The organism is Streptomyces sp. NPDC058701 (assembly GCF_042715295.1).
Lineage (GTDB): Bacteria > Actinomycetota > Actinomycetes > Streptomycetales > Streptomycetaceae > Streptomyces.
Genome location: NZ_JBHXSY010000064.1, coordinates 1 through 26,228 on the forward strand (window position 1 = coordinate 1; position 26,228 = coordinate 26,228).

General features: G+C 74.0%; 24 protein-coding genes and 2 pseudogenes. 20 read left to right on the plus strand and 6 right to left on the minus strand.

The annotated features are described in order from the left end of the window. Window positions 1-119 precede the first annotated feature (119 nt). The 10 genes from ACFWW8_RS35250 to ACFWW8_RS35295 all read left to right on the plus strand — a co-directional run bounded on the left by ACFWW8_RS35250 (window position 120) and on the right by ACFWW8_RS35295 (window position 9,016). Window positions 120-824 carry a putative quinol monooxygenase gene (locus ACFWW8_RS35250; RefSeq protein ID WP_386536091.1) on the plus strand — a complete coding sequence of 235 codons (705 nt, stop codon included), beginning with the start codon at window positions 120-122 and terminating at the stop codon, window positions 822-824. Further along, on the plus strand, window positions 821-1,624 hold the full coding sequence (locus ACFWW8_RS35255) for a class I SAM-dependent methyltransferase (RefSeq protein WP_386536094.1): 804 nt from the start codon (window positions 821-823) through the stop codon (window positions 1,622-1,624). The genes ACFWW8_RS35250 and ACFWW8_RS35255 overlap by 4 nt, the downstream gene beginning before the upstream one ends. Before the next feature lie 44 nt (window positions 1,625-1,668). After that, the gene (locus ACFWW8_RS35260; protein ID WP_386536096.1) at window positions 1,669-3,399 is read left to right on the plus strand and encodes an MFS transporter; all 1,731 of its coding nucleotides are present in this window, start codon (window positions 1,669-1,671) and stop codon (window positions 3,397-3,399) included. Between the two features lie 14 nt (window positions 3,400-3,413). Then, window positions 3,414-4,154 carry a DsbA family protein gene (locus tag ACFWW8_RS35265; RefSeq protein ID WP_386536099.1) on the plus strand — a complete coding sequence of 247 codons (741 nt, stop codon included), beginning with the start codon at window positions 3,414-3,416 and terminating at the stop codon, window positions 4,152-4,154. Window positions 4,155-4,477: 323 nt separating this feature from the next. Continuing rightward, a complete protein-coding gene (locus ACFWW8_RS35270; RefSeq protein WP_386536101.1) occupies window positions 4,478-5,425 on the plus strand; it encodes a hypothetical protein in 948 nt (315 codons plus the stop codon). Further along, window positions 5,422-5,676 (plus strand): acyl-CoA carboxylase subunit epsilon, encoded by a 255-nt coding sequence (locus ACFWW8_RS35275; protein WP_386536104.1) that lies wholly within the window; start codon window positions 5,422-5,424, stop codon window positions 5,674-5,676. The genes ACFWW8_RS35270 and ACFWW8_RS35275 overlap by 4 nt, the downstream gene beginning before the upstream one ends. Continuing rightward, window positions 5,673-6,257, plus strand: a complete 585-nt coding sequence (locus ACFWW8_RS35280; protein WP_386536107.1) for a nuclear transport factor 2 family protein — start codon at window positions 5,673-5,675, stop codon at window positions 6,255-6,257. The genes ACFWW8_RS35275 and ACFWW8_RS35280 overlap by 4 nt, the downstream gene beginning before the upstream one ends. Before the next feature lie 243 nt (window positions 6,258-6,500). Next, a complete protein-coding gene (locus tag ACFWW8_RS35285) occupies window positions 6,501-7,481 on the plus strand; it encodes an alpha/beta hydrolase family protein (protein ID WP_386536110.1) in 981 nt (326 codons plus the stop codon). Between the two features lie 82 nt (window positions 7,482-7,563). Beyond that, window positions 7,564-7,734, plus strand: coding sequence for a hypothetical protein (locus tag ACFWW8_RS35290; protein ID WP_386536112.1), 171 nt, complete (start codon window positions 7,564-7,566; stop codon window positions 7,732-7,734). Between the two features lie 10 nt (window positions 7,735-7,744). Further along, window positions 7,745-9,016 (plus strand): MFS transporter, encoded by a 1,272-nt coding sequence (locus tag ACFWW8_RS35295; RefSeq protein ID WP_386536115.1) that lies wholly within the window; start codon window positions 7,745-7,747, stop codon window positions 9,014-9,016. 41 nt (window positions 9,017-9,057) lie between these two features. On the opposite strand, the gene ACFWW8_RS35300 is transcribed toward ACFWW8_RS35295, so the two are convergent. Further along, on the minus strand, window positions 9,058-10,017 hold the full coding sequence (locus tag ACFWW8_RS35300) for an NAD-dependent epimerase/dehydratase family protein (RefSeq protein WP_386536117.1): 960 nt from the start codon (window positions 10,015-10,017) through the stop codon (window positions 9,058-9,060). 28 nt (window positions 10,018-10,045) lie between these two features. Continuing rightward, window positions 10,046-11,116, minus strand: a complete 1,071-nt coding sequence (locus ACFWW8_RS35305; protein WP_386536120.1) for a ScbA/BarX family gamma-butyrolactone biosynthesis protein — start codon at window positions 11,114-11,116, stop codon at window positions 10,046-10,048. A 147-nt stretch (window positions 11,117-11,263) separates the two neighbouring features. Between ACFWW8_RS35305 and ACFWW8_RS35310 the strand changes: the two genes are divergently transcribed. Next, window positions 11,264-11,896 carry a ScbR family autoregulator-binding transcription factor gene (locus ACFWW8_RS35310; protein ID WP_386536123.1) on the plus strand — a complete coding sequence of 211 codons (633 nt, stop codon included), beginning with the start codon at window positions 11,264-11,266 and terminating at the stop codon, window positions 11,894-11,896. A gap of 452 nt (window positions 11,897-12,348) precedes the next feature. Next, the gene (locus tag ACFWW8_RS35315; RefSeq protein WP_386536125.1) at window positions 12,349-13,140 is read left to right on the plus strand and encodes a response regulator transcription factor; all 792 of its coding nucleotides are present in this window, start codon (window positions 12,349-12,351) and stop codon (window positions 13,138-13,140) included. Window positions 13,141-13,183: 43 nt separating this feature from the next. Here ACFWW8_RS35315 and ACFWW8_RS35320 read toward each other — a convergent pair whose 3' ends face one another. Then, window positions 13,184-14,461, minus strand: a complete 1,278-nt coding sequence (locus tag ACFWW8_RS35320; RefSeq protein WP_386536127.1) for a M6 family metalloprotease domain-containing protein — start codon at window positions 14,459-14,461, stop codon at window positions 13,184-13,186. Window positions 14,462-15,000: 539 nt separating this feature from the next. On the opposite strand from ACFWW8_RS35320, the pseudogene ACFWW8_RS35325 reads away from it, so the two are divergent. The 4 genes and pseudogenes from ACFWW8_RS35325 to ACFWW8_RS35340 form a co-directional block, all read left to right on the plus strand. After that, window positions 15,001-15,669, plus strand: a pseudogene (locus tag ACFWW8_RS35325) (TetR/AcrR family transcriptional regulator); the annotation flags it as partial. 62 nt (window positions 15,670-15,731) lie between these two features. Continuing rightward, on the plus strand, window positions 15,732-17,270 hold the full coding sequence (locus tag ACFWW8_RS35330) for an MFS transporter (RefSeq protein WP_386536130.1): 1,539 nt from the start codon (window positions 15,732-15,734) through the stop codon (window positions 17,268-17,270). 125 nt (window positions 17,271-17,395) lie between these two features. After that, window positions 17,396-18,163, plus strand: a complete 768-nt coding sequence (locus tag ACFWW8_RS35335; RefSeq protein WP_386536152.1) for a dioxygenase — start codon at window positions 17,396-17,398, stop codon at window positions 18,161-18,163. A gap of 620 nt (window positions 18,164-18,783) precedes the next feature. Further along, window positions 18,784-19,761, plus strand: coding sequence for an RNA polymerase sigma factor RpoD/SigA (locus tag ACFWW8_RS35340; protein WP_386536133.1), 978 nt, complete (start codon window positions 18,784-18,786; stop codon window positions 19,759-19,761). A gap of 81 nt (window positions 19,762-19,842) precedes the next feature. Here ACFWW8_RS35340 and ACFWW8_RS35345 read toward each other — a convergent pair whose 3' ends face one another. Beyond that, the gene (locus ACFWW8_RS35345) at window positions 19,843-20,835 is read right to left on the minus strand and encodes a helix-turn-helix transcriptional regulator (protein ID WP_386536136.1); all 993 of its coding nucleotides are present in this window, start codon (window positions 20,833-20,835) and stop codon (window positions 19,843-19,845) included. Window positions 20,836-20,898: 63 nt separating this feature from the next. On the opposite strand from ACFWW8_RS35345, the gene ACFWW8_RS35350 reads away from it, so the two are divergent. The 3 genes from ACFWW8_RS35350 to pfkB all read left to right on the plus strand — a co-directional run bounded on the left by ACFWW8_RS35350 (window position 20,899) and on the right by pfkB (window position 24,379). Then, on the plus strand, window positions 20,899-22,518 hold the full coding sequence (locus ACFWW8_RS35350) for an MFS transporter (protein ID WP_386536139.1): 1,620 nt from the start codon (window positions 20,899-20,901) through the stop codon (window positions 22,516-22,518). A gap of 134 nt (window positions 22,519-22,652) precedes the next feature. Further along, window positions 22,653-23,420 carry a DeoR/GlpR family DNA-binding transcription regulator gene (locus tag ACFWW8_RS35355; protein ID WP_386536141.1) on the plus strand — a complete coding sequence of 256 codons (768 nt, stop codon included), beginning with the start codon at window positions 22,653-22,655 and terminating at the stop codon, window positions 23,418-23,420. Continuing rightward, window positions 23,417-24,379 (plus strand): 1-phosphofructokinase, encoded by a 963-nt coding sequence (gene pfkB / locus ACFWW8_RS35360; RefSeq protein ID WP_386536144.1) that lies wholly within the window; start codon window positions 23,417-23,419, stop codon window positions 24,377-24,379. The genes ACFWW8_RS35355 and pfkB overlap by 4 nt, the downstream gene beginning before the upstream one ends. Window positions 24,380-24,444: 65 nt before the next feature. Here pfkB and ACFWW8_RS35365 read toward each other — a convergent pair whose 3' ends face one another. Then, window positions 24,445-25,215 (minus strand): DUF6227 family protein, encoded by a 771-nt coding sequence (locus ACFWW8_RS35365; protein WP_386536147.1) that lies wholly within the window; start codon window positions 25,213-25,215, stop codon window positions 24,445-24,447. 192 nt (window positions 25,216-25,407) lie between these two features. On the opposite strand from ACFWW8_RS35365, the gene ACFWW8_RS35370 reads away from it, so the two are divergent. Continuing rightward, window positions 25,408-26,049, plus strand: coding sequence for a vitamin K epoxide reductase family protein (locus ACFWW8_RS35370; protein ID WP_386536149.1), 642 nt, complete (start codon window positions 25,408-25,410; stop codon window positions 26,047-26,049). A 78-nt stretch (window positions 26,050-26,127) separates the two neighbouring features. On the opposite strand, the pseudogene ACFWW8_RS35375 reads toward ACFWW8_RS35370, so the two are convergent. After that, window positions 26,128-26,228, minus strand: a pseudogene (locus tag ACFWW8_RS35375) (RdlA protein); the annotation flags it as partial.

Sequence of the window (26,228 nt, forward strand, 5' to 3'; positions counted from 1 at the left end):
TGTGGGTGTGTTTTTTTTTTATTCTGTCGGGGGGGGGGCGGCGGTGCCCCCGGGCGGGCGGCCCCCCCCCGCCCCCCCCCCCACTCCGCACCCCACTGATCCACCAACGGAGTCGTCCCATGTCATCCGATCCCCCGAACCCCTCCCGGCCGGAGGCCGGGTTCGTCACCTTCGGCGTGCTGCGCGTGGACGCGCCGGAGACCGCCGTCGCGCTGACCGAGACCCTGACCGGCGAGGTGGAGGGCTGGGTGCGGCACACCCCGGGCTTCATCTCCTCCCGGGTCCACCTGAGCGCGGACCGCCTCACCGTCGTCAACCGCGGCGAGTGGACGAGCGAGGCGGCGTACCGCACCTCGTTCCAGGAGAACCCGGCCGGCGGAGTGCTGCACGCGCTGGGCTCCCGGCCAGGCGTCCTCGCGGCCACGGTCTTCTCCGGCACCCCCGCCCCCGGGGTCCGCGGCCCGGAGGCGGAGGCGGCGGAGCGGCCGGGCGTCGTGGTGGTCGCCACCCGGCACCTGGACGGCCACCCGGCGGCCCGCCGGGTGCTGGACCTGCTCGCCGGGAGCGGCGAGTGGAAGCGGGACTTCCCCGGCTTCATCTCGGCCACCCCCTACATCGACCGGGACGGCACCACCTTCGTCAACTACCCCATGTGGGTCAGCGAACTGGCCTACCAGGCCTGGATGGCCGACCCGCGGATCTCCGAGGGCCAGGAGGAGCTCGCGCGCCTCGAGGTGGCCCCGCCCGAGTACGTGCTGTGCACGGTCGCCGCCCAGGTGGACGCGGCCCCCCGGACCCCGACGACGGAAGAGGCGACCCGATGACCGCCAGCACGCAGGAAACCGACGCCCGGTCGGTCGAAGCCGCCCTGGACGCGCTGTGGGAGACGATCTACGACCCCCAGAGCCGCGCGATCGTCGAGGACCTCGGCATCGCCCGCGACTGGCGGATCCTCGAACTCGGCGCGGGCGCCGGCTCGATGGCGTACTGGTTCGCCGAGCGCGCCGACCGGGGCTCGGTGCTCGCCGTCGACACCGACATCAGCAAGCTCGACGCCAGCCGGTCGCCCGGCCTGACCGTACGGCAACTCGACGTCACCGAGGCCGACTTCGAGCCCGGCTCGTTCGACCTGATCTTCGCGCGGGCGTTCTTCGAGCACCTGGCCCGCCCCGAGGACGTGCTCCGCCGGGCCGTCGAGTGGCTCGCCCCCGGCGGCCACCTCGTGGTCGAGGACTTCTACTTCCTGCCGAGCGAGCACTGCGCGACCGACGTGGGGCGCTCGCTGGTCGGCGCGTACCTCAAGGGCTGGGAGGCCGCCGGCGCCGACATGCACTGGGGCCGCCGGCTGCCGGCCACCCTGGCGCGGGCCGGGCTGTCCTCCGTCGACCTGCGGGTCACCCCGCTGGGCCCGGGCCAGCACGCCGTCGACAACGAGCTGATGCGGCTGCGGATGAAGCTCCAGGGCGCCGGCCTCGTCGAGAACGGCCTGGTCAGCGCCGAGGACCTGGCCGCCTTCGTGGCCAACCTCGACGACCCCGCGGCCCGCGACGTCACGACGCTGCTCTTCTCCGCCTCCGGCCGCCGCGCCGCGGACTCCGACCGCCCGGCCCGACAGGCCGGCTAGAGCGCCGGACCCGGACCACCTCACCACCCCCGAGGACGGGAACCATGACTTCACCCACGACCCGGTCCACCGGGCGCGGCCAAGCGGCCACGCTGGTGCTGGCCGGCACCCTGACCATCATGGCGGGCGCCACCGTGGCGCCCGCGATCCCGGGCATCCGCGAGGCGTTCGCGGACACCCCCAACGCCGATCTGCTGGCGCGCATGATCACCACCACGCACGCGCTGGCCATCGTGCTGTTCTCGCCCGTCGCCGGCTTCGTCGTCGAGCGGCTCGGCCGCAAGCGCGCGCTCGTCGCCGGCATGCTCGCCTTCGGCATCGGCGGCAGCTCCGGCGCGTACCTGCCCGACCTGACCAGCATGCTGGTCGGGCGCGCGGTCCTCGGCATCGGCGTCTCGCTGATCATGACCAGCAGCATGGCCATGATCGCGGACCTGTACGAGGGCACCGACCGGCAGCGCCTGCTGGGCCGGCAGGCCGCCGCGGGCTCGTTCGGCGGCGTGGTGCTGCTGCTCGGCGGCGGCGCGCTGGCGGGACTGGACTGGCGCGTCGTCTTCCTCATCTACCTGTTGGGCGCCCTGCTGGTGATCCCGGCGCTCGCCTTCCTGCCCAAGGGACGCACCGCACCCCCCGCCGCCCCGGAGGCGAAGGGGGCCGCGGCCCCGGCCAGGCCGAAGGTGCCGGCCGGCATCCTGGCCGCGCTGGCCGCGATGATGCTGGGCCAGGTCGCCTTCTACTCCGTCCCCGTCCAGGTCCCGTTCCTGGTCGAGGACCACTTCGAAGCCGCCGCCGTGGTGTCCGGCGCGGTGATGGCCGTACAGACCTTCACCACCGGCATGGTCGCGATGCGGTTCGCGTTCTTCCGCCGGCTCGCGGGGGAGTACTCGCTGGCCGCGCTGTCCTTCCTCGCCATCGGTCTCGGCTACCTGGTGCTCGCGGTCGCGCCCAACGTGGCGGTGCTGGTCGTGGCGCTGCTGATCATGGGCACCGGCCTCGGCTTCCTGATGCCCAACCTCAACAACTGGGTGCTCGCCGAGGCGCCCGCCCAGGTGCGCGCCCGGTACGCCGGTCTGCTGACCACCGCGCTGTTCCTCGGGCAGTTCCTGGCCCCGATCCTGACCCAGCCGCTCGTCTCCTCCCTCGGCATCCAGCCGACGTTCGCGGTCGTCGCGGGCGCGGCGCTGCTCGTCGCGGTGGCCTACTACCTGGGCGGCCGCCGCGTCGCCGGGCGGGAGCGGGACGCGGCCGGGGCGCCGGCCGCGGCGGCCGGACCGGAGGCGGACCCGGCCGCGGACACGGCCTCGGACCGCCGGGCCCGCAAGGCCGCCGAACGGTACGAGGTGCAGGAGCTGGTCGACCGGCACCTGCTCGCACTGGAGTCGGCCGTCCGGACCGGACGCACCGGCGAGGAGACCCGGTCGGCCGCCGATCGCCACCGCGACGTCTTCACCGCGGACGTCCGGATCGGCTACCCCGACGGCACCGAGCGCGGCGCCGAGGGCCTGGACACCTTCCACGAGGAGGCGCGCCGCTACTGGGGCGCGGTCCGGGAGGTCAACGCCGAGTACGCCATCGACCTGCTGGACCAGGACCGGGCCGTCGTACGGGTGCACCAGATCGTCACCCACGCCCCGGGCACGGGCGGCGCGGACGCCGAACTCGACGTCATCGGCCACTACGAGGGCCAGGCGCTGCGCACGGCCGAGGGCTGGCGCTTCACCCGGCTGACCGTGCGGGCCGTCGAACCCGCCACCACCGAGCACGCCACCAGCTGAAAGGACGGCCCGCCATGAGCGCCGCCGAGCACGTCATCCGGCAGAACCCCGACCAGCACACCGAGCGGACCGCCCGGCGGAGCACCGAGCCCAGCACCGGGCAGAGCACCGAGCCGAGCACCGAGCCCGCGGCCGGGCCGCCGGTGCGGGTCGAGATCGCGCTCGACCTGACCTGCGTCCACTCGTACATCGGCTACACCCGCTTCGCGCGGGCCGCGCGCCGCCACCGAGAGGCGGGCGGCCGGGTGGACGTGGCGTTCCTCCCGTTCCAGGTCTCGCCCGACGCCCCGGCGCAGGGCCGGCCGCTGTCGGAGGTCCACCTCGGCTTCTTCGGCACCGCGGAGCGGGCCCGGGAGGCCACCGCCTCGATGGCCGAGGTGGGGGCGCGGGACGGCCTGGTGCTGGACTTCGCGCGGGCCGTGCACGTCAACACCTTCGAGGCGCACCGGCTGCTGGCCGCGGCCGCCGCGCAGGGACGGGGCGAGGCCATGGCCGAGCGCCTGTTCCGGGCCTACCTGACGGACGGCCTGAACATCGGCGACCGCGCCGTGCTCGACGCCCTGGCGGCCGAGACCGGCGTACGGACCGACCTCCCGCAGGCGGGCGCGCTCGACGCCGAGCTGGCCCGCGTCCGGGACCTGGGCATCCGCTCGGTGCCGGTGTTCCGCTTCCCGGACGGGACCGCGGTGACCGGGGCGCTGCCCGAGGACACCTTCCGTCGCGCCTTCGCCGCCCTCGGGGCAGCCGCCCGCTGACCCGGCCGGGTGCCGTTGCCCCGACCCGGTGCCGTTGCCCGGCCGGGCCCGGCACCCATTCCGGGGCCCGGCACCCGGTCCCGGGCCCGGCTCGGGGCCCGTCACCCGGTCCCGGGCCCGGCTCGGGGCCGTCTGGTCCGGGGCCCGTCACCCGGTCCGGGGCCGACCCGGGGCCGTCCGGTCCGGGGCCCGTCACCCGGCCCGGGGCCGTCCGGTCCGGGCTCGCCCGGCCCCTCTCAGCCCGGCCCCGGCCCGCGCGGCCGCCCCGTAGTCCTCCGTTCCCTTCCGCTCGCTTCCACCCGGTCGACCCGTCTGGAGAACCCATGCGCACGAAGACCCCCCGCCCGCTCTGGGGCGCCGCCGCCGCCGGCGTGCTGATCGCCCTGACCGCCACCACCGGCCTCACGCCGGCCGCGGCCCAGCCCGCACCGCCGGCCGCGGTCCAGCCCGCCGACGAGGCCGCGCCGGCCGCGGCCCAGGTACTGGAGATCACGTCCTCCGCGACCGGCCTTTCGGTGCCCGCCACCGCCCGCCCGGGCGTGACCACCTTCCGGGTCACGACCACCGACCCCGGGTCCGGCTGGGTCTCGCTGGTCCGGCCGAAGCCGGGCGTGACGTTCGAGGAGTTCCGCTCCTCCCTGCTGAAGATCATCAACCACACGGGCCCGGACATCATCCAGGGCAGCGCCGAGCTGCGCGAGCGCGCCGAGCTCATCGGCGGCACGGTGATCCACCCGAACCTGCCGGCCTCCTTCACCAAGACCCTGGAGCCGGGCACGTACTGGTACTTCGACTACCAGAGCATCCGCGACGCGAACCCGCGCCACGGCGTCATCGACGTCTCCGGCCGCCGGAGCACCGGCCCGGCCCCCGTCCCGTCCGCGGTCCTCACCGGCCGCATGGTCGGCGGCGAGCCGCGCTGGGACCTCGACGGCACGGTCAGGGCCGGCCGCCCGGTCCTGTTCCGCAACGCCATGCCGAAGGACCAGAACATCGAGGCGATCTTCTTCCGCCTGGCGGACGACGTCACGGAGGAGGACCTGAAGGCGTACATCGCGGAGTTCAGCGACAACGGCCAGTTCCCGGACCACTCCGGCGCGCTCGACCTGGAGCAGGGCACCGGCGGCCTGCCGATGAACTCGGGCCAGAGCTCACTGCTGGAGCTCTCGTTCCAGCCGGGCCGCTACGCGGTGGTCGACTTCTTCGTCGACGCCAAGGAGGGCACGATCTTCATCAAGCGCGGCCACTGGAAGATATTCGAGGTCAAGTGAACTCCGCCGACGCGTTCATACGGATCGAGAAGGGGTCGGCCGACCCCGACGAACTGGCCGCGCTGACCGTGGTCCTGCTCGCCCGCGCCGCCGAACTGTCCGCGGCCGAGGGCGACCGGGGCCCGGGCGGGACGGGCGGTGCCGGCCGGGCCCCCGTGCGCTGGCGGCGCCGCGAGCGCCGCGCCGGCCACCGCACCGCGCCGGGCTGGCGCGCGGGCGGCCCGGCCCACGGCGCCGGAGCGGCGACATGACCCGGGCGCCGACCCGCTCCCCGGCCGGGGGGCCGCGCCGCTCCCCGGCCGGGGAGCCCGCCCGGCACCCGGCCGGTGCCCCCGCCCGGGACCTGGCCGCCGAGGTCGACCGGCTGAGCGTCCGGCTGCTGGCCGTCACCGACCGGCTGGAGCTCCGGGAGCTGTTCGAGCGCTACGTCATCGCCCTGGACACCGTCTGCGAGCGGGACCACGACGACGACTGGTTCCGCACCGTGTTCACCGAGGACGTCCGGCTGGACTTCCCCATCGGGACCCGCCGGGGCGTGGCCGGCTTCGCCGGGTTCCTGCGCGAGGCCCGGGGCTGGTGGGAGCGTACGCACCACATCAGCGCCACCACCGGGATCACCCTCGACGGGGACCGGGCGACGGTACGGGTGCACCAGCTCGCCGCGCACGTGCACCGCGACGGGGCGCACCCGGCGGCGCCGTTCGACGTCGGCGGCTACTACGACGCCCGCGCCGTGCGCACGCCGGCCGGGTGGCGCTTCGACCGGCTCGCCTTCCGGGTCGTGTGGTCCCGGGGGCAGCGGCTGGCGTCGATGGCCGGGGCGGAGTTCTGAGCCCCGTGCCCCCCACGCACCCGTCCACCCACCTGCCCCTCCGCACGCTGCTGGGGCGCCGGCTCGCCTGGTCGCTGCGGCCCGCGCGCCCGGTGCGTCCGGCCCGGTCCGTACGGCCCGCCGGTCCGGCGGCAGGGCCCGCCCCGGCGGCGGCCCCCGCCACCCCGTCGGCCGAACGGCCGCGCCGGGCTCCGGCCGGCCGAGCCGCGGGGGCCCCTCTGTCCCGCCAGGAGTACTGATCACATGTCAGAGCCGACGCGCCCAGGCGCTCCGGAGGTTCGTGCCGTCACGCTCGACGCAGGGGGTATCCCGGTCTCGGCCCTGCTCGCCGAGCCCCGATCCCAGCCGCCGCGCGCCGTCGTGGTGGCCGTGCACGGCGGCGGGATGAGCGCCGGCTACTTCGACAGCCGGGCCCGCCCGGGCCTGTCCCTGCTCACGCTGGGGGCCGAGCTCGGCTACGCCGTGCTGGCCGTGGACCGCCCCGGATACGGGGTCTCGGCCCCGCACCTGCCCGAGGGGCAGTGCCTGCCGGACCAGGCGGGCACCCTGCTCGCCGCGCTCGCCGACTTCGCCGCCACCCGGTCCGTCGGGGCGGGCTTCTTCCTCGTGGCTCACTCGAACGGCGGAAAGCTCGCGCTGGCCGCCGCCGCCGACGAACGCGCCGACCGGCTGCTGGGCCTGGACATCTCCGGGCTCGGCAACACGCTGGCGGTCGCCCCGCACCAGCTGCCCGGCCAGGACGGCCACGGGGACTGGCGCCGCCACTGGGGCGCGCTGCGGCTCTACCCGCCGGACGCCTTCCGGATGGGCCGCGCCCTGGTGTCCCCGGTACCGGCCACCGAGGCGCGGGAGGGGCCGTTGTGGCCGGAGCTGTACCCCGCCCTGGCGGCGCGGATCCGGGTGCCGGTCCGGTTCACCTTCGCCGAGCAGGAGCAGTGGTGGCGCTTCGACGAGGCCGCGGTCACCGCGCTCATCGCCCCGCTCGCGGCCGCCCGTACGGTGCGCGTCGAGGAGCTGCCCGACGCCGGGCACAACATCAGCCTCGGCTGGGCCGCCCGTACGTACCACCTGCGGGCGCTCGGCTTCCTGGAGGAGAACCTGCTGGCCCTGGACGCCGCGCCCGCCGGGGCCCGGCCGGTGCCGGCGGCCCGTTCGGGCCGGTCCGCCGCCGGCGGATCCGAGGGCCGTCACCAGGCCCTCCACCGGTCCCGCACCCATGCTTGAAAAGCCCGCGCTCCAGACACCCGCGCTCCGGACACCCGAGCCGGAGAAACCCGCCGTCCCCCTCGCACCCCAGGAGAGAGCCATGAGCCACGACCTCCTCGACCGGGCCGAGTCGGCCGCCGCCGAGCACACCGCCGCCCGGGCGGCCCGGACCGTACGCCCGGTCCGGCACGCACGGCCCGTACGGCCCGCGCTGCTCGCCGGCGAGCAACGCGAGGCCCCCGACCACCACATCTTCCGCGGCACCGACTGACAAGGACCCGATGAAAAGCGCTCTCGCCCACGGTTTCCAGTCCCTGACGGTCCGCAACTTCAGGCTGTTCGCCGGAGGCCAGCTGGCCTCCGTCACCGGCACCTGGATGATGGTCGTCGCCCAGGACTGGCTGGTGCTGTCCCTGACGGGCGACTCCGGGACCGCCCTGGGCGTGGTGACGGCCCTGCAGTTCGCCCCGCTGCTGCTGCTCACGCTGCACGCGGGCGTCCTCGCCGACCGGTACGACAAGCGCAGGCTGCTGATCGGCGCCAACGCCGCCTCGGGGATCCTCGCGCTGCTGCTCGCCGCGCTGGTCCTGACGGGGTCGGTGCGGCTGTGGCACGTGTTCCTGTTCGCGCTCGGCCTGGGCGTCGTCAACGCGGTCGAGGTGCCGACGCGGATGTCCTTCGTGACCGAGCTGGTCGGCCCCGACCTGCTGCCCAACGCCTCCGCGCTGAGCGCGGCGTACTTCAACGCGGCGCGGGTGGTGGGCCCGGCGCTGGCCGGGCTGCTGATCGGCTGGCTGGGCACCGGGACGGTGATGGCGGTCAACGCCGTGAGCTACCTCGCGACGGTGGCCGGGCTGCGGCTGATCCGGCCGGCCGAACTGCACCGGGGCGCGCGGAGCCGGCCGGAGCGGGCGCGGGCCGTGGACGGGGTCCGGTACATGGCCTCGCGGCCCGACCTGCTGCTGCCCATGCTGCTGGTGGCGGTCGTGGGCATGCTCGGCTTCAACTTCCAGCTCACCCTGCCGCTGTTCGCCAAGACGGTCTTCCACGCCGACGCCACCTCGTTCGGGCTGCTCACCACGGCGATGGCGGCCGGCTCGCTGCTCGCCGCGTTCGCCTCGACGGGGCGGCGCGGCAGGCCGCCGCTGACCCTGGTCATCTGGTCGGCCCTGGGGTTCGGCGTGCTGGAGGTGCTGGCCGGCCTGGCGCCGACGTTCGCCGTCGCGGCCGTTCTGCTCTTCCTCACCGGGTTCGGCTCGATCTCCTTCGCCCAGGCGGCCAACCACCGGATCCAGCTCGGCTCCGACCCGGCCTACCGGGGGCGGGTGATGGCCCTCTACACCCTGGTGTTCCAGGGCACGACCCCCTTCGGCGCCCTCCTGATCGGCTGGCTCAGCGAACGGCTCGGGGCCCGCTCGGGGCTGCTGGCCGGCGGCGCCGCCACCGTTCTGGCCGCCCTGCTCGTCCTGGTCCTGCACCTGCGCGGGGCCGGCCGGCGCCCGCCCGGCGCCCCGGCCGGGGCGCGGGAGCCGTCGGACTCGGTCTCCCCGTAGGCCGTCCGGCGGGGGCCCCGGGGAGCGGCGGGCGGGCCGTTTCAGGCGGCCTCCCGCGGCCCCTCCCCGTACCACCGCGCGAAGTCGGCGCGGTGGTACGGGAACCCGGGGCCGGGGTCGCGGCCGAGGTCGGACCAGAGCGGGGCGGCGTCGAACCAGTGGTCGGTGGTGAGCATGTCCAGCTCCCGGCCCGGGCGGCCGTGCTCCGCCAGCACCGCGCGGGCCTGCCGGGCGGTGAGGTCGCGCCGGGGCCACGGCAGCGCGGCGCACTGCGCCACCGCCCGCAGCAGCCCGTTCCAGACGACGGGCCGGGGGTGGGCGGCGTGGTAGACGGAGGCGGTCAGGCTCCCGGCGGGCGCGAGGGCGGCGGCCACCAGGGCGCGGGCCAGGTCGGGCACGGCGATCACGGACGTACGGGCGGACCAGCCCTCGACGGTGCCCGGCAGGGCGCGCAGCAGCCGGGCCAGCCCGGGCACGACCCAGGAGTCCCCCTCGCCGTACACGAGGTGGGGACGCAGTACGGTGCCGCCCGCGGCCAGCACGGCGTCCTCGGCGGCGGCCCGGCTGGCCGAGGTGGGCGAACCGGGCCGGCGGACGAGCTCCTCGGGGCGCTGCCCCCGGAAGGTGCCGCGGCCGTACACGGAGGCGGTGCTGAGGTGGACGATGCGGGACACCCCGGCGCGGCGGGCCTCCTCGACGAGGGCGGCGGTACCGCGGGCGTTGACGGCCTCGCACCGCTCGGCGCTCCCGCCGATCTGCGCGGCGCAGTGCACCAGTACGTCCACCCCGTCGCACGCGCCGCGCAGCGACGCGGGGTCGGCGAGGTCGCCCCGGACGACGGCCGGGGCCGCGGCGTGCCCGCCGGGGCGCGGGGCGGCCGCGGGGACGAGCAGCGCGCTGCGGTGGGACATCAGCCTCAGGCCGGCCCCGTGCCGCTCGGCCTCGCGGGTGACGTGGCGGCCGACGAAGCCGGCCGCGCCCGTGATCATGATCGTGGTCACGTGGAGGTCTCCGGACGGCGCAACGGGATCAGCCGCCGGCCGGTCGCAGGACGACGTCGGCCGTGAAGACCGTCTCGGCCGCCTGCGTGCCGCGGACCCGGACCGGGACGTCGCCCGCCGCGTCGGGCCGGCCGGCGACGGCCTCGATCCAGCAGGGGGAGTCGAGTTCGGCGTAGCGGGCGAAGGTGCTGTCGAGGCTGATGGGAAGGGCGTCGGGCAGTCCGGTGACGGCCCGGGCGGCCTGCCGGGCGGCTTCCAGGAGCACCATGCCGGGGGCGTGGTCGACGGGGTGGTCGAAGAGGATCGGGTGCCCGGTGTCGACGCGCAGCTCCCAGCGGTGCGCCGCCGCGGCCGTACGGTCCGCCCCGGTCGTACGGTCCGCCGCGCCCGCGCTGTGCGCCCCGTCCGTACCGCCCGTGGCGGCGAGCACGACGTCGCGCGGATCGATCCGGCCGACCTCGGCGGGGGCGATCGCGGGCGGCGGGGCCTGGGTGGTCGTGGTGGGGCGGCCGGCGCGCAGCCGCCGGTGGACGGCCGGGGCGATGCAGTTGAAGCCCGCGCGGGCCGTGGCGAGCGGGGCGCCGTCCCGCCAGACGGTGACCTCGTACCGCATGCTCACGAGCTTGCCGCCCCGGCGGACCACGTCGCCGCAGACGGTGCGCAGTTCCACCTCGGTGGCCGTGGGGCTCACCGCGAGCGCCTCGGGCGTGGTCGTGAAGGACATGTCCCACATCAGGAACTGGTGGCCGAAGGGGACCCCGTACTCGGCGTGCGCGAGCAGTGAGCCGACCTGCCGGACCGACTCTATGAGGAGCATCGGGTCCTGGTAGCCCCCGGCGGGGGCGAAGAGGGCGTGCCCCCGGGGCCACTGCGCGGTGACCACGTACGCGTCGGGCCGTCCGGGGCGGTCGCCCCACGGGCCCGGGTCCGACTCCCAGCCCGTCAGCAGCACCTCGGACACGGCCGAGCGGTGGACGAACTCCCGCGGGACCGTGGTGGTCAGGCGGGGGAGGGTGGCCGTCCCGGAGGGGCGGGCGGGGCGGTCTGCCGTCAGCACGCTGTCGTGCCCGGAGGAGTACGTCGGGGTGAAGGACGGCATGGGAGGCTCCTGTTTCTCGTGAGGTCAGGGGCGGGAGACGGTGCGTGGAAAGACCGCATCCGCCGACGGGATCTCCCGCCGGGGCATAAGATACAGACAGGTCCGTTATTTTCAGAGGCCAACGTGACAGACTTCGAGAGGGCGGTTATGGCACAGCAGGAGCGGGGAGTGCGGTCGAGGCGATCGATCCTGGAGGCCGCCGCACAGGTCTTCGACGAGCGGGGCTACGACGCCGCCAGTACCACCGAGATCCTGGCGCGCACCGGCTTGACCAGGGGGGCCCTGTACCACCACTTCCCCTCCAAGGAGGCGATCGCGGCCGCCCTGGTGGCCCTGCAGAGCGAAGCGCTGGAGGTGCCCGACAACCCGGTCAAGCTCCAGGCGGCCATCGACCTCACGATGGAGTTCGCGCGCCGCCTGCGCATCGACCCCGTCCTGCGGGCGAGCGTGCGGCTGGCGGTGGAGCAGACCTCCTTCTCCCGCCCGGCCCAGACCCCGTACGACATGTCCAGCACGGCCATCCTCGGACTGCTGGAGGAGGCGTCGGCGCAGGGCGAGGTGCTGCCCGGCACCGACCTGCAGGAGGCCACTTCCCTCATCGTCGGCGCCTTCACCGGGCTGCAGCTCATGTCCCAGGTCTACAGCGACCGCCGTGACCTGCCCGAACGTGTCTCCGCGCTCTGGAAGTTCCTGCTGCCCGGCCTCGCCACCCCCGGCATCCTCGGCCGGCTCCGCACCACCCCGCTCCCCGAGCCGCTGCCCGACGGCGCGGGCGGCTGAGTGCACGGCTGAGTGCACGGCCGAGCAGGCCGTCGGGTCCGGGAGGAGCGGGGGCCTCCCGGCTGAACGCGTGAGCGGGCCGCTTTCCGGCGAAGAAACATACAGACTTCCCTGTCTCGATCGATGCCACGATCCAGCGGCGTCACCCACCCTGCCGCCAGCCCGCCCTACCCCTCTGACTACGCAACTCCTCTTTGTTAACGGGCCGTTGCCGCCAGATGTGTCATCTCTCCGAGGAGGTTGAAGGTGACACAGGTGATGTCTGCGGGCGTGACAATCAGACAAGTCTGTTTGGTATGGTCCTTGTCGGCAGCTGCTCCCCCTGCGGGAGCGGGGGTTCAGGTGCGTGGGGAAGGAAGGTCAGGAAGCCCGATGGAACGTTCGATCATCAGCCCGTCCGAGGTGGCGTCTCACCCGTACCCGGCAACGTGACAGTGCCTCAGGAGGATCAGATGTACCGGCAGACCACGGATCTACTCGAACCTCGCACCGGACGACCCCGCCCCGAGCGCTCCCCGCTCCTCCCCGAGCAGCACCGCCCGCCGGGCGCGGACCCCGCGGGAGCCACCAGCACCGGGCAGGCGCTGCAGGTCCTCGTCGTCGAGAACGAGCCGCGCGCCGCCGACTCCCTGGTCCAGGGGCTGCGCCGGCACGGCTACGTGGCCGAGAGCGTGGCCACCGGGGCCAAGGCCATGCAGGTGCACCAGGGCGCCGACCTGATCCTGCTGGACCTGGACCTCCCGGACCTCGACGGACTGGAGGTCTGCCGCGCCATCCGCGCGGTCAGCGACACCCCGGTCATCGCCGTCACCGCCCGCGGCACCGAACTCGACTGCGTGCTGGGCCTGCAGGCCGGTGCGGACGACTACCTGGTCAAGCCGTACGGGTTCCGTGAGCTCCTGGCGCGGATGGACGCGGTCATGCGGCGGGTACGGCCGCAGCGGTCCGTCGCCCGCGTCATCAGCCGCGGCCCGCTGCTCATCGACGCGGGCACCCGCGAGGTCCGGCTGGACGGCCGTCCCGTCGAGGTGACCCGCAAGGAGTTCGACCTGCTCCACCTGCTCGCCTCGGAGCCGGGGGCCGTGATCTCCCGCCGACAGCTGATGGCACAGGTGTGGGACGACTCGTGGTCCAACCCGGGACGCACCATCGACACGCACGTCAGCAGCCTGCGCGGCAAGCTCGGTTCGAGCAGCTGGATCATCACGGTCCGCGGCGTCGGCTTCCGCCTGGGCCACCCCTGACCTTCCCCTGACCTTCCCCTGACCTCCCCCTCACCCGACCGCCTCAGGGGCGGATGATCCGGACCAGGTAGCTCCCGTTGCGCAGCTCGCCCACCACCGAGACGCTGATGCCGGCCTTGTCGTCCGTGAACGTCTCGCCCGTCCGGAACGGCGCGTCCGACAGCTCCGCGTGCACGTTGGGCCGCCGGGTGCAGCCGCCGCTCGCGGCGGTGCTGTCCGACACCGTCACCGGGCCGCGTCCGGTGTCCACGTCGGAGTCCACCTTGTAGATGAGCACGCCCGGCTTGCACACGGCCTCGTCGTTCCCTGCCCGCGTGCGCACCTCCACCGCGTACCCGGCGCTCTCGGACAGCGGGACGAACGCCAGCTTCGTGCCGCCCTCCAGCGCCAGCGGGGACAGGGTGTGGTCGCTGACGCCCGACTTCGCCGCGCAGCTGATCTGCGTGCTGTCCAGCCAGCCCAGCTTCCACTTGTGCCAGCCCAGCAGGTCGTTGTTGGCGCCCCAGTCCTCGCTCATGATGTCCCAGTGGCCGACGGCGCCGCCGCCGTCGGAGGTGTACAGGTCGGGCAGGCCGAAGACGTGCCCGTTCTCGTGCGGAAGGACCCGGTACCCGGTCTCCCTGTAGGTGCCGGAGCCGTCGTCCTGGCGGCTGTACACGAAGGACGTGTTGGCGAGCGGGACCCCGTCGGCGGCCGGCGCCTCGCCGTTGCCCGAGAAGGTCACCGACAGGACGGTGTCCAGGGCGGACGGCCCGGCGTTCGGCGTGACCAGGACGTTGACCAGGTCGTACCGGCTGAAGTCCACCTCGGAGTCGGCGGCCTTCGCGATGTGCTCGACGAGCTGCCGGTAGCCCGGCTCGTACGGCGAGCCCCGCTCGATCCCGTACGCGGCGAACGGCATCGGCATCCGCAGCCAGGTCTTTATGGGGGCCTCGGCCTGGTAGCTGAGCCTCCCGTACGAGCTGGTGCGGAACCAGTTCGAGGTCTGGGGGAAGAACTCCGCCAGCCGGTCCAGCGCCGTGCCCTCGCCCTTGGCGTCGGGAAAGTCGACCATCAGGTTCAGTGCGCGGACCTCGCCGGTGGAGCGGGAGTACCCGGGCGGGGTCGGCAGGCCCTCGGACATCTGCACGCCCATCGTGCCGGCGATCCGGCACGGCGCGAGCGCGGACTCGACGCTGGTGGCCACGGGCCCGGCTGCCGAGTGGCTCCGACTGGACATCCCCGCGCTCGCGGTCGCCGTGACGCCGAGGGCCAGCGCGGTGAGGCCGATGAACGCGCCGGTGCGGTGTGGTCTGCGTATCCGGTGGCGGGTCTGCGGCATGGAGATCGCCTTCGGGTCCGCGGCAGCCGGCCGGGTCCGGACTGCGCTCTGTCCGCCCACCCTCCGACGGCTGCGGCGCGCCCGCGCGTCGGGAGAGGCCGAACGTGGAATGACGTGTGACCCAGGTCACGCGAGGGAGTGAAATAACCGGGGACCTGATCCCCGTTTGCATGTGAGTCCCGCGAAGTGGGGACGCGCTCCCCGTTTGGCGGGCGTACGAGTGACCGTGCCAGGGAGGCCCCGGAATGAAGCGCACCACCACCGCCCCGGCCCCGCGTACCCCCACCGCCCCGGCCCCGCGCCCCACCACGGCGACGGCGACCCCGGCCTCTCCGACGGTGGTGCCCCCGGCCTCCCCGGCGGCGGCCTCCCTGGCGCTGATGACCCTGGCGTCCCCGACGGCCGGTGCCCCGGGGGTCGCGGCCGGTTGCGCGACCGGAGCCGGCCCCGGATCAGAGGCCTCCGGATGCACCGGCGAGGCCCCCGCCCCCGCACCCGGCGCCGCCCGCACGACCGCCCCCGCCGCCCCCGCCGGGCCCGCCGGGCCCGCCGCCCCCGCCCCGCTCCGGACGCCCCGCGCCGACGCCGTCCCGCGCCCCCGTGCCGACGCCGTCCGCAACCGGGAGCGCATCCTGACCGCGGCCCGCGAGGTCTTCGTCGAGTTCGGCCCCGGCGCCCCCTTCGACGAGGTCGCCCGCCGGGCCGGCATCGGCAACGCCACCCTCTACCGGCACTTCCCCGACCGGGCCGACCTGGTCCACCACGTCGTGCTGTTCGTGATGGACCGCGTCACCGCCCGCGCCGAGGCCTCCCTGGCCGAGGAGCCCGACGCCTTCGCCGCGCTCTGCCGCTTCACGCACGCCGCCGCCGACGAGCGGATCGGCGCCCTGTGTCCGATGCTCGCCGGCGACTTCGACCACGACCACCCCGAACTCCTCGCGGCGCGCGACGCCTTGGAGGCGGTCGTCGAGACCATGCTGGCCACCGGCCAGGCCGCCGGACTGCTCCGCACGGACATCGGCGTCGGCGATCTGACGATGGCCCTCTCCCAGCTCAGCCGCCCCCTCCCCGGCACCGCCTGCCACGACGTCGACCGCTTCGTCCACCGTCACATCCAGCTGTTCCTCGACGGGTTGCGCGCTCCGGCCCGCTCCGTGCTGCCGGGTTCGGCGGCCACGCTGGAGGACCTGCGACGGAAAACCGCGTGACGCCCCTCATGCTCTCGAACTAGCCTTTTTCAGTCATTCCGCACAGTGAAGTGGGTACCCCCATGTCAAAAACAGCCGCGGCGCCCGCGCCGGCTGCCGATCCCAGCCGCTGGAAGGCACTCGTCTTCATAGCCCTGGCCCAGCTGATGGTCGTCCTCGACGCGACCATCGTGAACATCGCCCTGCCCTCCGCCCAGACCGACCTCGGCATCTCGGACGGCAACCGCCAGTGGGTCATCACCGCGTACGCGCTGGCCTTCGGCGGACTCCTCCTCTTCGGCGGCCGCATCGCCGACAAGTGGGGCCGTAAGAACGCCTTCGTCGTCGGCCTCATCGGCTTCGCCCTGGCCTCCGCGCTCGGCGGCGCCGCCAACGGCGAGGCCATGATGCTGGGCGCCCGCGCGCTCCAGGGCGCCTTCGGCGCACTGCTCGCCCCGGCCGCGCTCTCCCTGCTGGCGGTCATGTTCACCGACGCCAAGGAGCGCGCCAAGGCCTTCGGCATCTACGGTGCCATCGCGGGCGGCGGCGGCGCCGTCGGCCTGATCCTCGGCGGCGTCCTCACCGAGTACCTGAACTGGCGCTGGACCTTCTTCGTGAACATCCCGTTCGCGATCGTCGCCGCCGTGGGCGCCTGGCTCGTCATCCGCGAGCCCGCCGGCTCCCGCAACCGCGCGCCCCTCGACATCCCCGGCGTGGTCCTGTCCACGCTCGGCCTCGTCGCCCTGGTGTACGGCTTCACCCGCGCCGAGTCCGAGGGCTGGTCGGATCCGCTGACCATGGGCCTGTTCATCGGCTCGGCCGTGCTGCTGGCGTCCTTCGTCTTCACCGAGTCCAAGGTCCGGTCCCCGCTGCTGCCGCTGCGCGTCCTGCTGGAGCGCAACCGCGGCGGTGTCTACCTCTCCCTCGGCCTGGCCGTCATCTCGATGTTCGGCCTGTTCCTCTTCCTCACGTACTACCTCCAGGTCGTGAAGGGCTTCTCGCCCGTCAAGACCGGCTTCGCCTTCCTGCCGATGATCGCGGGCATGATCACGGGCTCCACCCAGATCGGCGCCCGCCTGATGACCCGCGTCCCGCCGCGCCTGCTGATGGGCCCCGGCTTCCTGGTCGCCGCCACCGGCATGCTGCTGCTGACCCAGCTGGAGGTCGGGTCCTCCTACCCGGCGCTCATCCTGCCCGCGCAGCTGCTGCTCGGACTCGGCATGGGCACGGCGTTCATGCCGGCCATGTCCCTGGCCACGCACGGGGTGAACCCGGCCGACGCCGGCGTCGCCTCCGCCATGGTCAACACCTCGCAGCAGGTCGGCGGCGCCATCGGCACCGCGCTGCTGAACACCATCGCCGCCTCGGCGACCACGGCCTACCTGGCCGACCACGCGGCCGAGGCCGCGGCGGGCGGTCCGGCCGCGCGGCTGATCCAGGCCCAGGCCATGGTCGAGGGCTACTCCTCCGCCATCTGGTGGGCGGTCGGCATCCTGGTCGCCAGCTCGGCCATCGCCTTCACCCTGATCACCACCGGCCGGCCCGGCACGGGCGGCCCGGTGGCCTCCGGTTCCGGCTCCGCCGAGGACGCCGAGTTCAAGATCCCGGTGATCGCCCACTGACGGGCCCACCGGTCCGGGAATGACGGGGGACCCCGCTTGGTTCAAATTTGAACCAAGCGGGGTCGTTCTGTTTCCGGCGGCCCCGGACGACGGAGGAGATCCTTGTGACCGCGACCGATCCGCGCATGCCGGCCCTCTACCTGAGCCACGGCGCCCCGCCCCTGGCGGACGACCCCCTCTGGCCGTCCGAGCTCGCCGCCTGGTCCGCGTCCCTGCCCCGCCCCGCGGCGGTCCTGATGGTCTCCGCCCACTGGGAGGAGGCCCCGCTCGCCCTCGGCGCCACCGAGCGGGTTCCGCTCGTCCACGACTTCTGGGGTTTCCCCGAGCACTACTACCGGGTCCGCTACGAGGCCCCCGGCGCCCCGGAGCTGGCCGCCTCCGTACGCGCACTGCTGCGCGCCCCCGGCACCCCGGTCCAGGACATCCCCGACCGGGGCCTGGACCACGGGGCGTACGTCCCGCTCGTCGAGATGTTCCCCGAGGCCGACATACCGGTGCTCCAGGTCTCCCTGCCGACCCTGGACCCGCGCCGTCTGATGGACATCGGCCGCAAACTGGCCCCCCTGCGCGACGAAGGCGTCCTCATCGTCGGCAGCGGCTTCTTCACGCACAACCTGGCCGCGCTGCGGCACACCGGCCCCGGCGTCCCCGCCTGGTCGGCGGAGTTCGACGCGTGGGGCCACGAGGCGCTGGCGGCCGGAGACCTGGACGCCCTGCTCGACTTCGAGGCCAGGTCCCCGTCGGGCCGCCTGGCCCACCCGCGCACGGAACACTTCGCCCCCCTGTTCGTCACCCTCGGCGCCGCGGAGGCCACTGGCGACCTCGCCCGCCGCCGCGACGCGGTGGACGGCTTCTGGATGGGCCTCTCGAAGCGCTCCCTGCAGTTCGGCTAGCCGCCGGCGCCCGGCCCGCCGGTGACCTCCGGCCCGATGGTGAACCCCTGGGCCGGCCCCGGCGGGGACGGTGGCCGCGGCGCCGCAGACCGCCTCGACGAACCCCTCGGCGATCTCTCGGGGAGTTCCCTGCCGTACCAGTCCGCTCCGGACGTTCATCACCTGGTGCGGGACGAAAGGCGCCACTTGTCACGTAATCCGCCGTTCGATCGCCTGTCCAGGCAACCAGAACCCGACCCGCTCCGTCCTCCAGGGCGGGAGTGCAGCCGTGGGCGGCGCTGTTATGGCGGCGTTCCGGAGTGAACGCGGCCGTATCGCGTGTGACGGCGGTCTCGCGGACGTTCTGGCCGTCCGGAGTCGCGGGTCCTTCCAGATCGGCCCGCGTTCCGGGCCTGACCTGCACCTCTTCGGATCCTGCGGACGTCCGGTCCCGTCTCGTGACGGGGCAGGATACTGCAAGATCTCGGAAAAGAGGACGCAACGTGGGAATTCTGTCCCGTTTCCAGTCGTTGTTTTCTTCGGAAGCGGGCACTCGGGAGAGTGTCCGGGGACGCACCGCCGGCACCGACGGCACGTCCAGCAGTCGCACCGCGACCGACACTCATCGCAAGGGAGCACGCATGGCAACCCGCGCCGTCGCCCGTCGTCAGTCCACGAGCAGCGCCCGCGCCGTGGGCGGGGAGATCGCAGACCGCGACCTGGTCGGCATGTACCTGGACGAGATCGCGCGCACCCCCCTGCTCGACGCGGCCAAGGAAGTGGAGCTCTCCCAGATCATCGAGGCGGGCGTGTACGCCCGGCAGATCCTCGACGGCGTCATGGAACGCGGGAGCCGCTCGCCCTCGCGCGAAGAGCTGGAGGCGCTGGCCGCCGAAGGCGAGCGCGCCAAGGAAGTCTTCATCCGCTCCAACCTGCGCCTCGTGGTGGCCGTCGCCCGGCGCTACCCGCGCAGCGGCCTGCCCCTCCTCGACCTCATCCAGGAGGGCAACGCGGGCCTGGTCCGCGCCGTCGAGAAGTTCGACTACGCCAAGGGCTTCAAGTTCTCCACCTACGCCACGTGGTGGATCCGGCAGGCCATCACCCGCTCCATCGCCGACCAGTCCCGCACCATCCGCCTCCCCGTCCACCTGGTCGAAGAGCTCGGCCGGATCCGCCGCGTCCAGCGCGAGTTCAACCGTGAGAACGGCCGCGACCCGGAGCACGCGGAGATCGCCGCCGAGCTGGACACCACGGAGAAGCGGGTCGGCGACGTCCTGGACTGGGCGCGCGACCCGGTCAGCCTGAACATGGCGGTCGACGACGACGGCGACACGCAGTTCGGCGACCTCCTGGAGGACACCTCGGCGATCTCGCCCGAGCAGTCCGTGCTCTCGCTGCTGCGCAGCGAGGAGCTGGAGGACCTGCTCGGCAAGCTCGACCAGCGCACCGCGTCGATCATCAAGATGCGTTACGGCATCGACGACGGCCGGGAGCGTACGCTGACGGAAGTGGGCAAGCAGCACGGCCTGACCCGCGAGCGGATCCGCCAGATCGAGAAGCACGCGCTCCTGGAGCTGAAGCGGATGGCACGCGACACCGGCTTCGACGCCGTGGCCTGACCGGGCGGCCCCCCCCAGACGAGCCCCGGCACCTAACCCCCCCCAGGTGCCGGGGCTCCCCCCTGAGGGCCGTCCCAGCCCTCAGGCCGCCCCCGCCAGCCGGGCGCCCAGCGCCCGAGCGCCCGCCGCCAGGGCCTCCGGCGCGTGCACCGTGAACGGCACCCCCGTCAGGGCCAGCCGGGCCGCCAGCCACTCCGGCGCGTCCCCGCTCTCGAACCGGACCCGTGTACCCGCCCCCGCGGCCCCGGCCCCCGGAGCCCCCGCCCCCGCGGCCCCGTCCGTACCCCCCGTGCCCGGAACCGCCGCCTCCCGGAGCCAGTCCGGCAGCGCCTCCGGCCCCGCCGCGAACGTCACCTCCACCGCGTACGTCTCCCCGCCCCGCAGCCCCCGCCGCACGAACTCCTGCGCGTTCATCGGAAGCTCCCGCGGTACGAACCGGGCCCCGGTGGCGAACGGCTCCGCCACCCGGTCCACCCGGAAGGTCCGCCAGTCCTCCCGCTCCAGGTCGTAGGCGATCAGGTACCACCGGCTCCCCGTGCTCACCAGCCGGTACGGCTCCACCACCCGCCGCGTCCGCACCCCGTCACCCGCCCGGTACGCGAACCGCAGCCGCTCCGGCCCCGCCACCGCCGACGCCATCGTCGTCAGCGTCCGCGGGTCCACGCTCGCCCCGTCCCCCCGCGTCAGCGCGATCGTGGCCGACTGCAGCGCGCCCACCCGCCGCCGCAGCCGCGAGGGCAGCACCTGCTCCAGCTTCGCCAGGGCCCGTACCGAAGCCTCCTCGACCCCCTCGATCGCGTGCCCGGCCCCCGCCCGCAGCCCCACCGCGATCGCCACCGCCTCCTCGTCGTCCAGCAGCAGCGGCGGCATCGCCGCCCCCGCCACCAACCGGTAGCCGCCCTCCGCGCCGAGCGTGGCCTCCACCGGGTACCCGAGGTCCCGCAGCCGCTCGATGTCGCGGCGGATCGTCCGGGCGCTCACCCCGAGCCGGCCCGCCAGCTCGCTGCCGGGCCATTCGCGCGGAGTCTGGAGCAGGGACAGCAGGGACAGGAGCCGTGCCGGGGTGTCGGTCATGGGCCCAAGGCTGCCAGCGAAATAGGACACTGCCTGACCTACATCCCGTCTAGGTTTCTCTCCATGAGCACCGAGACGTCCAAGACATCGCCCGAAAGAAAGAACGGGCCCGTACGAGAAGAGCGGACCGCAGCCGCGCTACCAGCACAGGACCCGGGCCCGGACCCGGGCGCCGCCCCGCTCGACGCCCCCGCGCCGGACGGCGGCTCGTCCGCCGCCGACCGCCGCCGCTGGCTGGCGCTCGCCATCGTGATGACCGCGGCCTTCATGGACCTGGTCGACGTCACGATCGTCAACATCGCCATACCCAGCATGCGCCAGGACCTCGGCGCCTCCACGAGCGCGATCCAGTGGATCACCGCCGGATACGCCCTCGCCTTCGCCGCGGGCCTGATCACCGGCGGCCGTCTCGGTGACATCTACGGCCGCCGGCGCCTCTTCCTCGTCGGCATCGCCGGCTTCACCGCCGCCTCGCTGCTCTGCGGCATCGCCGCCAACCCCGCCATGCTGGTCTCCTCCCGCCTGCTCCAGGGCGCGATGGCGGCCCTGATGGTCCCGCAGGTCCTGGCGATCATCCACGTCACCTTCCCGCCCCACGAGCGGGGCAAGGTCTTCGGCCTGTTCGGCGCGATCGTGGGCCTCGGAGCCGTCTCGGGCCCGATGCTCGGCGCGCTGCTCACCCAGTGGAACCTCTTCGGCCTCGAATGGCGCCCGATCTTCCTGATCAACCTGCCCGTCGGCATCGCCGGCGTGATCCTCGGACGCAAGTTCATCACCGAGTCCAAGGCCCCCCAGGCCCTGCGCCTGGACCTCGTCGGCGTCGTCCTCGCCACCCTCGCGCTGGTCATGCTGATCTTCCCGCTCACCCAGGGCCGGGAGAACGACTGGCCGGTGTGGGGCTTCGTCTGCATGGGCCTTGCGCCGTTCGTCTTCGCGGGCTTCATCGCCTACGAGAAGTACAAGATCAAAAAGGACGGTTCGCCGCTCGTCGAGCTCTCCCTCTTCAAGGTCAAGAGCTTCGCGGGCGGCATCGCCGTCCAGCTGACCTTCGGCATCGCGACCGGCATCTTCTTCCTGGTCTGGACGCTGTACATGCAGATGGGCCTCGGCTGGAGCGCCCTGCGCGCCGGCACCACCGGCATCCCGTTCTCCATCGCCGTCTCGGCCGCCGCGGGCATCTCCGTGCAGAAGCTCGTCCCGCGCTTCGGCCGCAAGGTGCTCCAGGCCGGTGCGCTGACCATGGCCGCGGGCCTGCTCCTCTACATCTGGGAGTCGCAGCACTACGGCCTGGGCATCGCCTCCTGGCAGATGGCCGCCCCGCTCGTCGTCATGGGCATCGGCATGGGTCTCATCGTGGCCCCGCTGACCGACACCGTGCTCTCCGAGGTGCCGCGCGAGCACGCCGGCTCGGCCTCCGGGCTGATCAACACCACCGGCCAGATGGGCAACGCGCTGGGCCTCGGCCTGACCTCCGTGGTCTTCTTCGGGCTGATCGACGACGACCTGGCCTTCGGCCCGCCCTACGTCGAGGCGTTCCGGGGTGCGCTGTGGTGGGTCGTGGCCGTCCTGGTCGTGATCTTCGCGGTGATGTTCATGCTGCCCCGCAAGGCGGTCCCGGTGGAGGAGCGCGAAGGCGGCGGCGAGCACCGGGCGCCGGAGCCGGAGAAGGTCCCGGCCGCCTGAGACCCGCTCCGCCCGCGTACGGACATGCCCGCCCCCCGGGGTGGGCATGTCCGTTTCTTTTTGCCTTACGCCGAATGCGGTCGTACGGTGGAGGGGAAGCCACACATTCGGGCATGGAACGGACCTAAAGCCACATGTACGCACCGGAGCGCCATCAGGAGATCCTCCGCCTCGCCCGCGAGGCCGGACGGGTCGACGTGCTCTCCCTCGCCGACCGGTTCCAGGTGACCGCCGAGACCGTGCGCCGCGACCTGACGGCCCTGGACCGGTCCGGACTGCTGCGCCGGGTGCACGGGGGCGCCATCCCGGCCGGCCGCGCCGACCTCGACCTGGAGCCCGACCTCACCGAGCGGGAGGCCACCGCCGCCGAGGAGAAGGACCGCATCGCGGCCGCCGCCCTCGCCGAGCTCCCCGACGGCGGCAGCGTCGTCCTGGACGCCGGCAGCACCGTCGCGCGCCTCGCCGCCGGCATCCCGGCGGACGTCGCCCTCACCGTCGTCACCCACGCGCTGCCCGTCGCCGCCCGGCTCGCCGACCACACCGGCATCGACCTCCACCTCGTCGGCGGCCGCGTCCGGCACCGCACCCGCGCCGCCGTCGACGCGTGGGCGCTGCGCGCGTACGCCGAGATCCGCGCCGACGTCCTGTTCCTCGCCACGAACGGCTTCTCCGCGGACGGCGGCCTGACCACCCCCGACCTCGCCGAGGCGGCCGTCAAGCGTGCCGCGATCGGCGCCGCGCGCCGCGTCGTCCTCCTCGCCGACTCGGTGAAGGCCGGCCAGGAGCACTTCGCCCGCTTCGGCTCCTTCGCGGACGTCGACCTCCTCATCACGGACACGGGGCTCGCCCCCGCCCAGCAGGCGGCGATCGAGGCCGCCGGTACGGAAGTTGTGCTCGTATGATCCTCACCGTCACCCCCAACCCCTCCCTCGACCGGACCTACGAGGTCCCCTCGCTGGGCCGCGGCGAGGTGCTCCGCGCCACCGGTGACCGGGTCGACCCCGGAGGCAAGGGCGTCAACGTCTCCCGCGCGGTGGCCGCCGCGGGCGTCCGTACGACGGCGGTCCTCCCGCTCGGAGGAGCCCCGGGCACCCTGCTGGCCGAACTCCTCGTGGCGCAGGGCGTGGACGTCACGGCCGTCTCGATCGCCGGCGAGACCCGCTCGAACATCGCGGTCGCCGAACCCGACGGCACCCTCACCAAGATCAACACGCCGGGCCCGGAACTCTCCCCGGGGGAGTCCGCGCTCCTCCTGGAGACCGTCCGCACCGGCTCCGGCGGCGCCGCCTGGATCGCCTGCTGCGGCAGCCTCCCGCGCGGCCTCGACACGGGCTGGTACGCCGACCTGGTCGCCCGCGCCCATGAGGCCGGCGCCCGGGTCGCCCTCGACACCTCGGGACCGGCCCTGCGCGCCGCCCTGCCCGCCCGCCAGGACGTCGTCAAGCCGAACGCGCAGGAGCTCGCCGAAGCCGTCGGGCGGCCCCTGTCCACCCTCGGCGACGTCGTCAAGGCGGCCGAGGAGCTCCGCTCGCTGGGCGCGGGCGCGGTCCTCGCCTCCCTCGGTGCCGACGGCCAGCTGCTGGCCTGCGCCGAGGGCACGTACTACGGCACGGCCCCGGCCGCCGCGGTCCGCAGCAACGTCGGAGCCGGCGACGCCGCCCTGGCCGGGTTCCTGATCGCGGGCGGCAGCGGCCCGGCCGCCCTCGCCTCGGCCCTGGCGCACGGAGCCGCCGCGGTACAGCTTCCGGGCAGCGCCATGCCGACCCCCTCGGACCTCGACCCCGCCGCGCCCCGCGTCACCGACGTGCTCCCGCTGGACCTCGTCCTGTCCGAGCGGTGCGACGGGCGCGCGGCGCGCTGAACCCCCGGCAGCCGTGCCCGGCAGCCGTGCCCGGCAGCCGTGCCCGGCTGCCGGGCGGCCCGGCGTCAGCGGACCCGGGCGCGCAGTTCCATGGCTCCGCGGGCGACCGCCTCGGTCTCGTACACCTCGCACATGTGCCGGCCGTCCGGCGTCGCCGTGTGCTCGACCTCCCACAGGCTGACCTCGGTCCCGTCGAGCAGCACGAAGGCGTGCTCGTACAGGCTGAAGCCGGCGTCCCGCCCGTCGAGGAGGCACTGGCGGGCGCCGAACGCCTGGGTGATCTGGTGCGCGAACGCCGAACGCAGCCGGGCCGCGACCTCCTCGCCGGGCCGGTCCGCGTTCTCCGCGCGGCGCAGCACCCGCCGGGCGTGGTCGGCCGACTCCTCCGGTGCGTAGTCCCGGGGGCGCCGCGCCGGCGGCGAAGCCGCGAACAGCGCGCTGAACACCGCGATGTCGTCGTCCGGCTCCTCGTCGCCGGACAGCAGCGCCGGGTCCAGCGCCTCCTCGGCGGGGGTCTCCCCGAACAGCCGGGACACGGCCAGGCAGCTCTCCGCCTTGCTCGCGAACACCTCGTGCCGGACCGTCCGGTCACCCTCCTGCCGGTACACCAGCTCCCACAGTGAGGCCGACCCGCCGTCGGCCAGCAGGTAGGTGTGCCGGTGGCTCTCCCGCCAGAGCCCGGTTGCCGGGCTGTGGTGGGTGGTGTAGAGCGAAGAGCTGTGGGCGAGCGCCGTCCTGAGACGCCCGACCAGCCTGTCGGGCAGGTCGAAGGAGTTGAGGGCGCGGCCCAGGAGTCGATCGAGGTGGGCCTCGGTTGTCTCGTACGGATCGCTCAAGGTGGGTCTCCAGGCCGTCGCAGCTTGTGACTTCGCGGAAGCTCAACGTAGCCCCTGGCTCTGACATCACGTCCGGGGTTCGGTAAAACGTCCGGGAAGCATCAGGGGTTCCCGCCACACCTTCAGGTCAACTTCCGTACGAATGCGCATGATTAGCGCCGCTCTGGTAGAGAGCGCGGGACTATGGACCGCATGGCAACGAATACAGTGGGCGTCCCCCGCCAGCAGGGGCAGCCCCGCACGCGACCCGAGGGCGGACCGGAAGCGGGGTCACGGGGGCTGGCCTGGCTGCTGGTCCTCACGGGGGCCGCCGGGGTGCTGGCCTCCTGGGTGATCACCCTCGACAAGTTCCTCCTGCTGGAGGACCCGGACTTCAAGCCCGCCTGCAGCCTCAACCCCGTCGTCTCGTGCGGCAGCGTGATGAAGAGCGATCAGGCGGCCGCCTTCGGCTTCCCCAACCCGATGCTGGGCCTGGTCACGTACGCCGTCGTGGTGTGCGTCGGCGCCGGCCTGCTGGCGGGCGCCCGCTACCGCGGCTGGTTCTGGCTGGGACTGAACGCCGGCATGCTCTTCGGCGTCGGGTTCTGCACCTGGCTGATGGTCCAGTCGCTCTACGAGGTCAACGCGCTCTGCCTGTGGTGCTGCCTGGCCTGGGTGGCGACCCTGCTCATGTTCTGGGCGGTCACCGCGCACACCGTCGCCGCCGGCCTGCTGCCCGCTCCCGGCCCGCTGCGGGAGTTCTTCACCGAGTTCGGCTGGGCCCCGCCCGCCCTGCACACCGGCGTGATCGGCATGCTGATCCTCACGCGGTGGTGGGACTTCTGGACCTCCTGACCGGACGGACGCGCACGAGGGCCCCGGCAGCTGGACGCTGCCGGGGCCCTCGTCACCTCACGCGGGGGGCGGCGGAGGTCAGCTGCCGGCGGACGCGTTGCCCGAGAGGACCGGGATGTTCTCCAGGATGTGCGAGAGCGGCTCGTCACCCTTGGCCTGGGTGGAGTTCTCGGTGCACT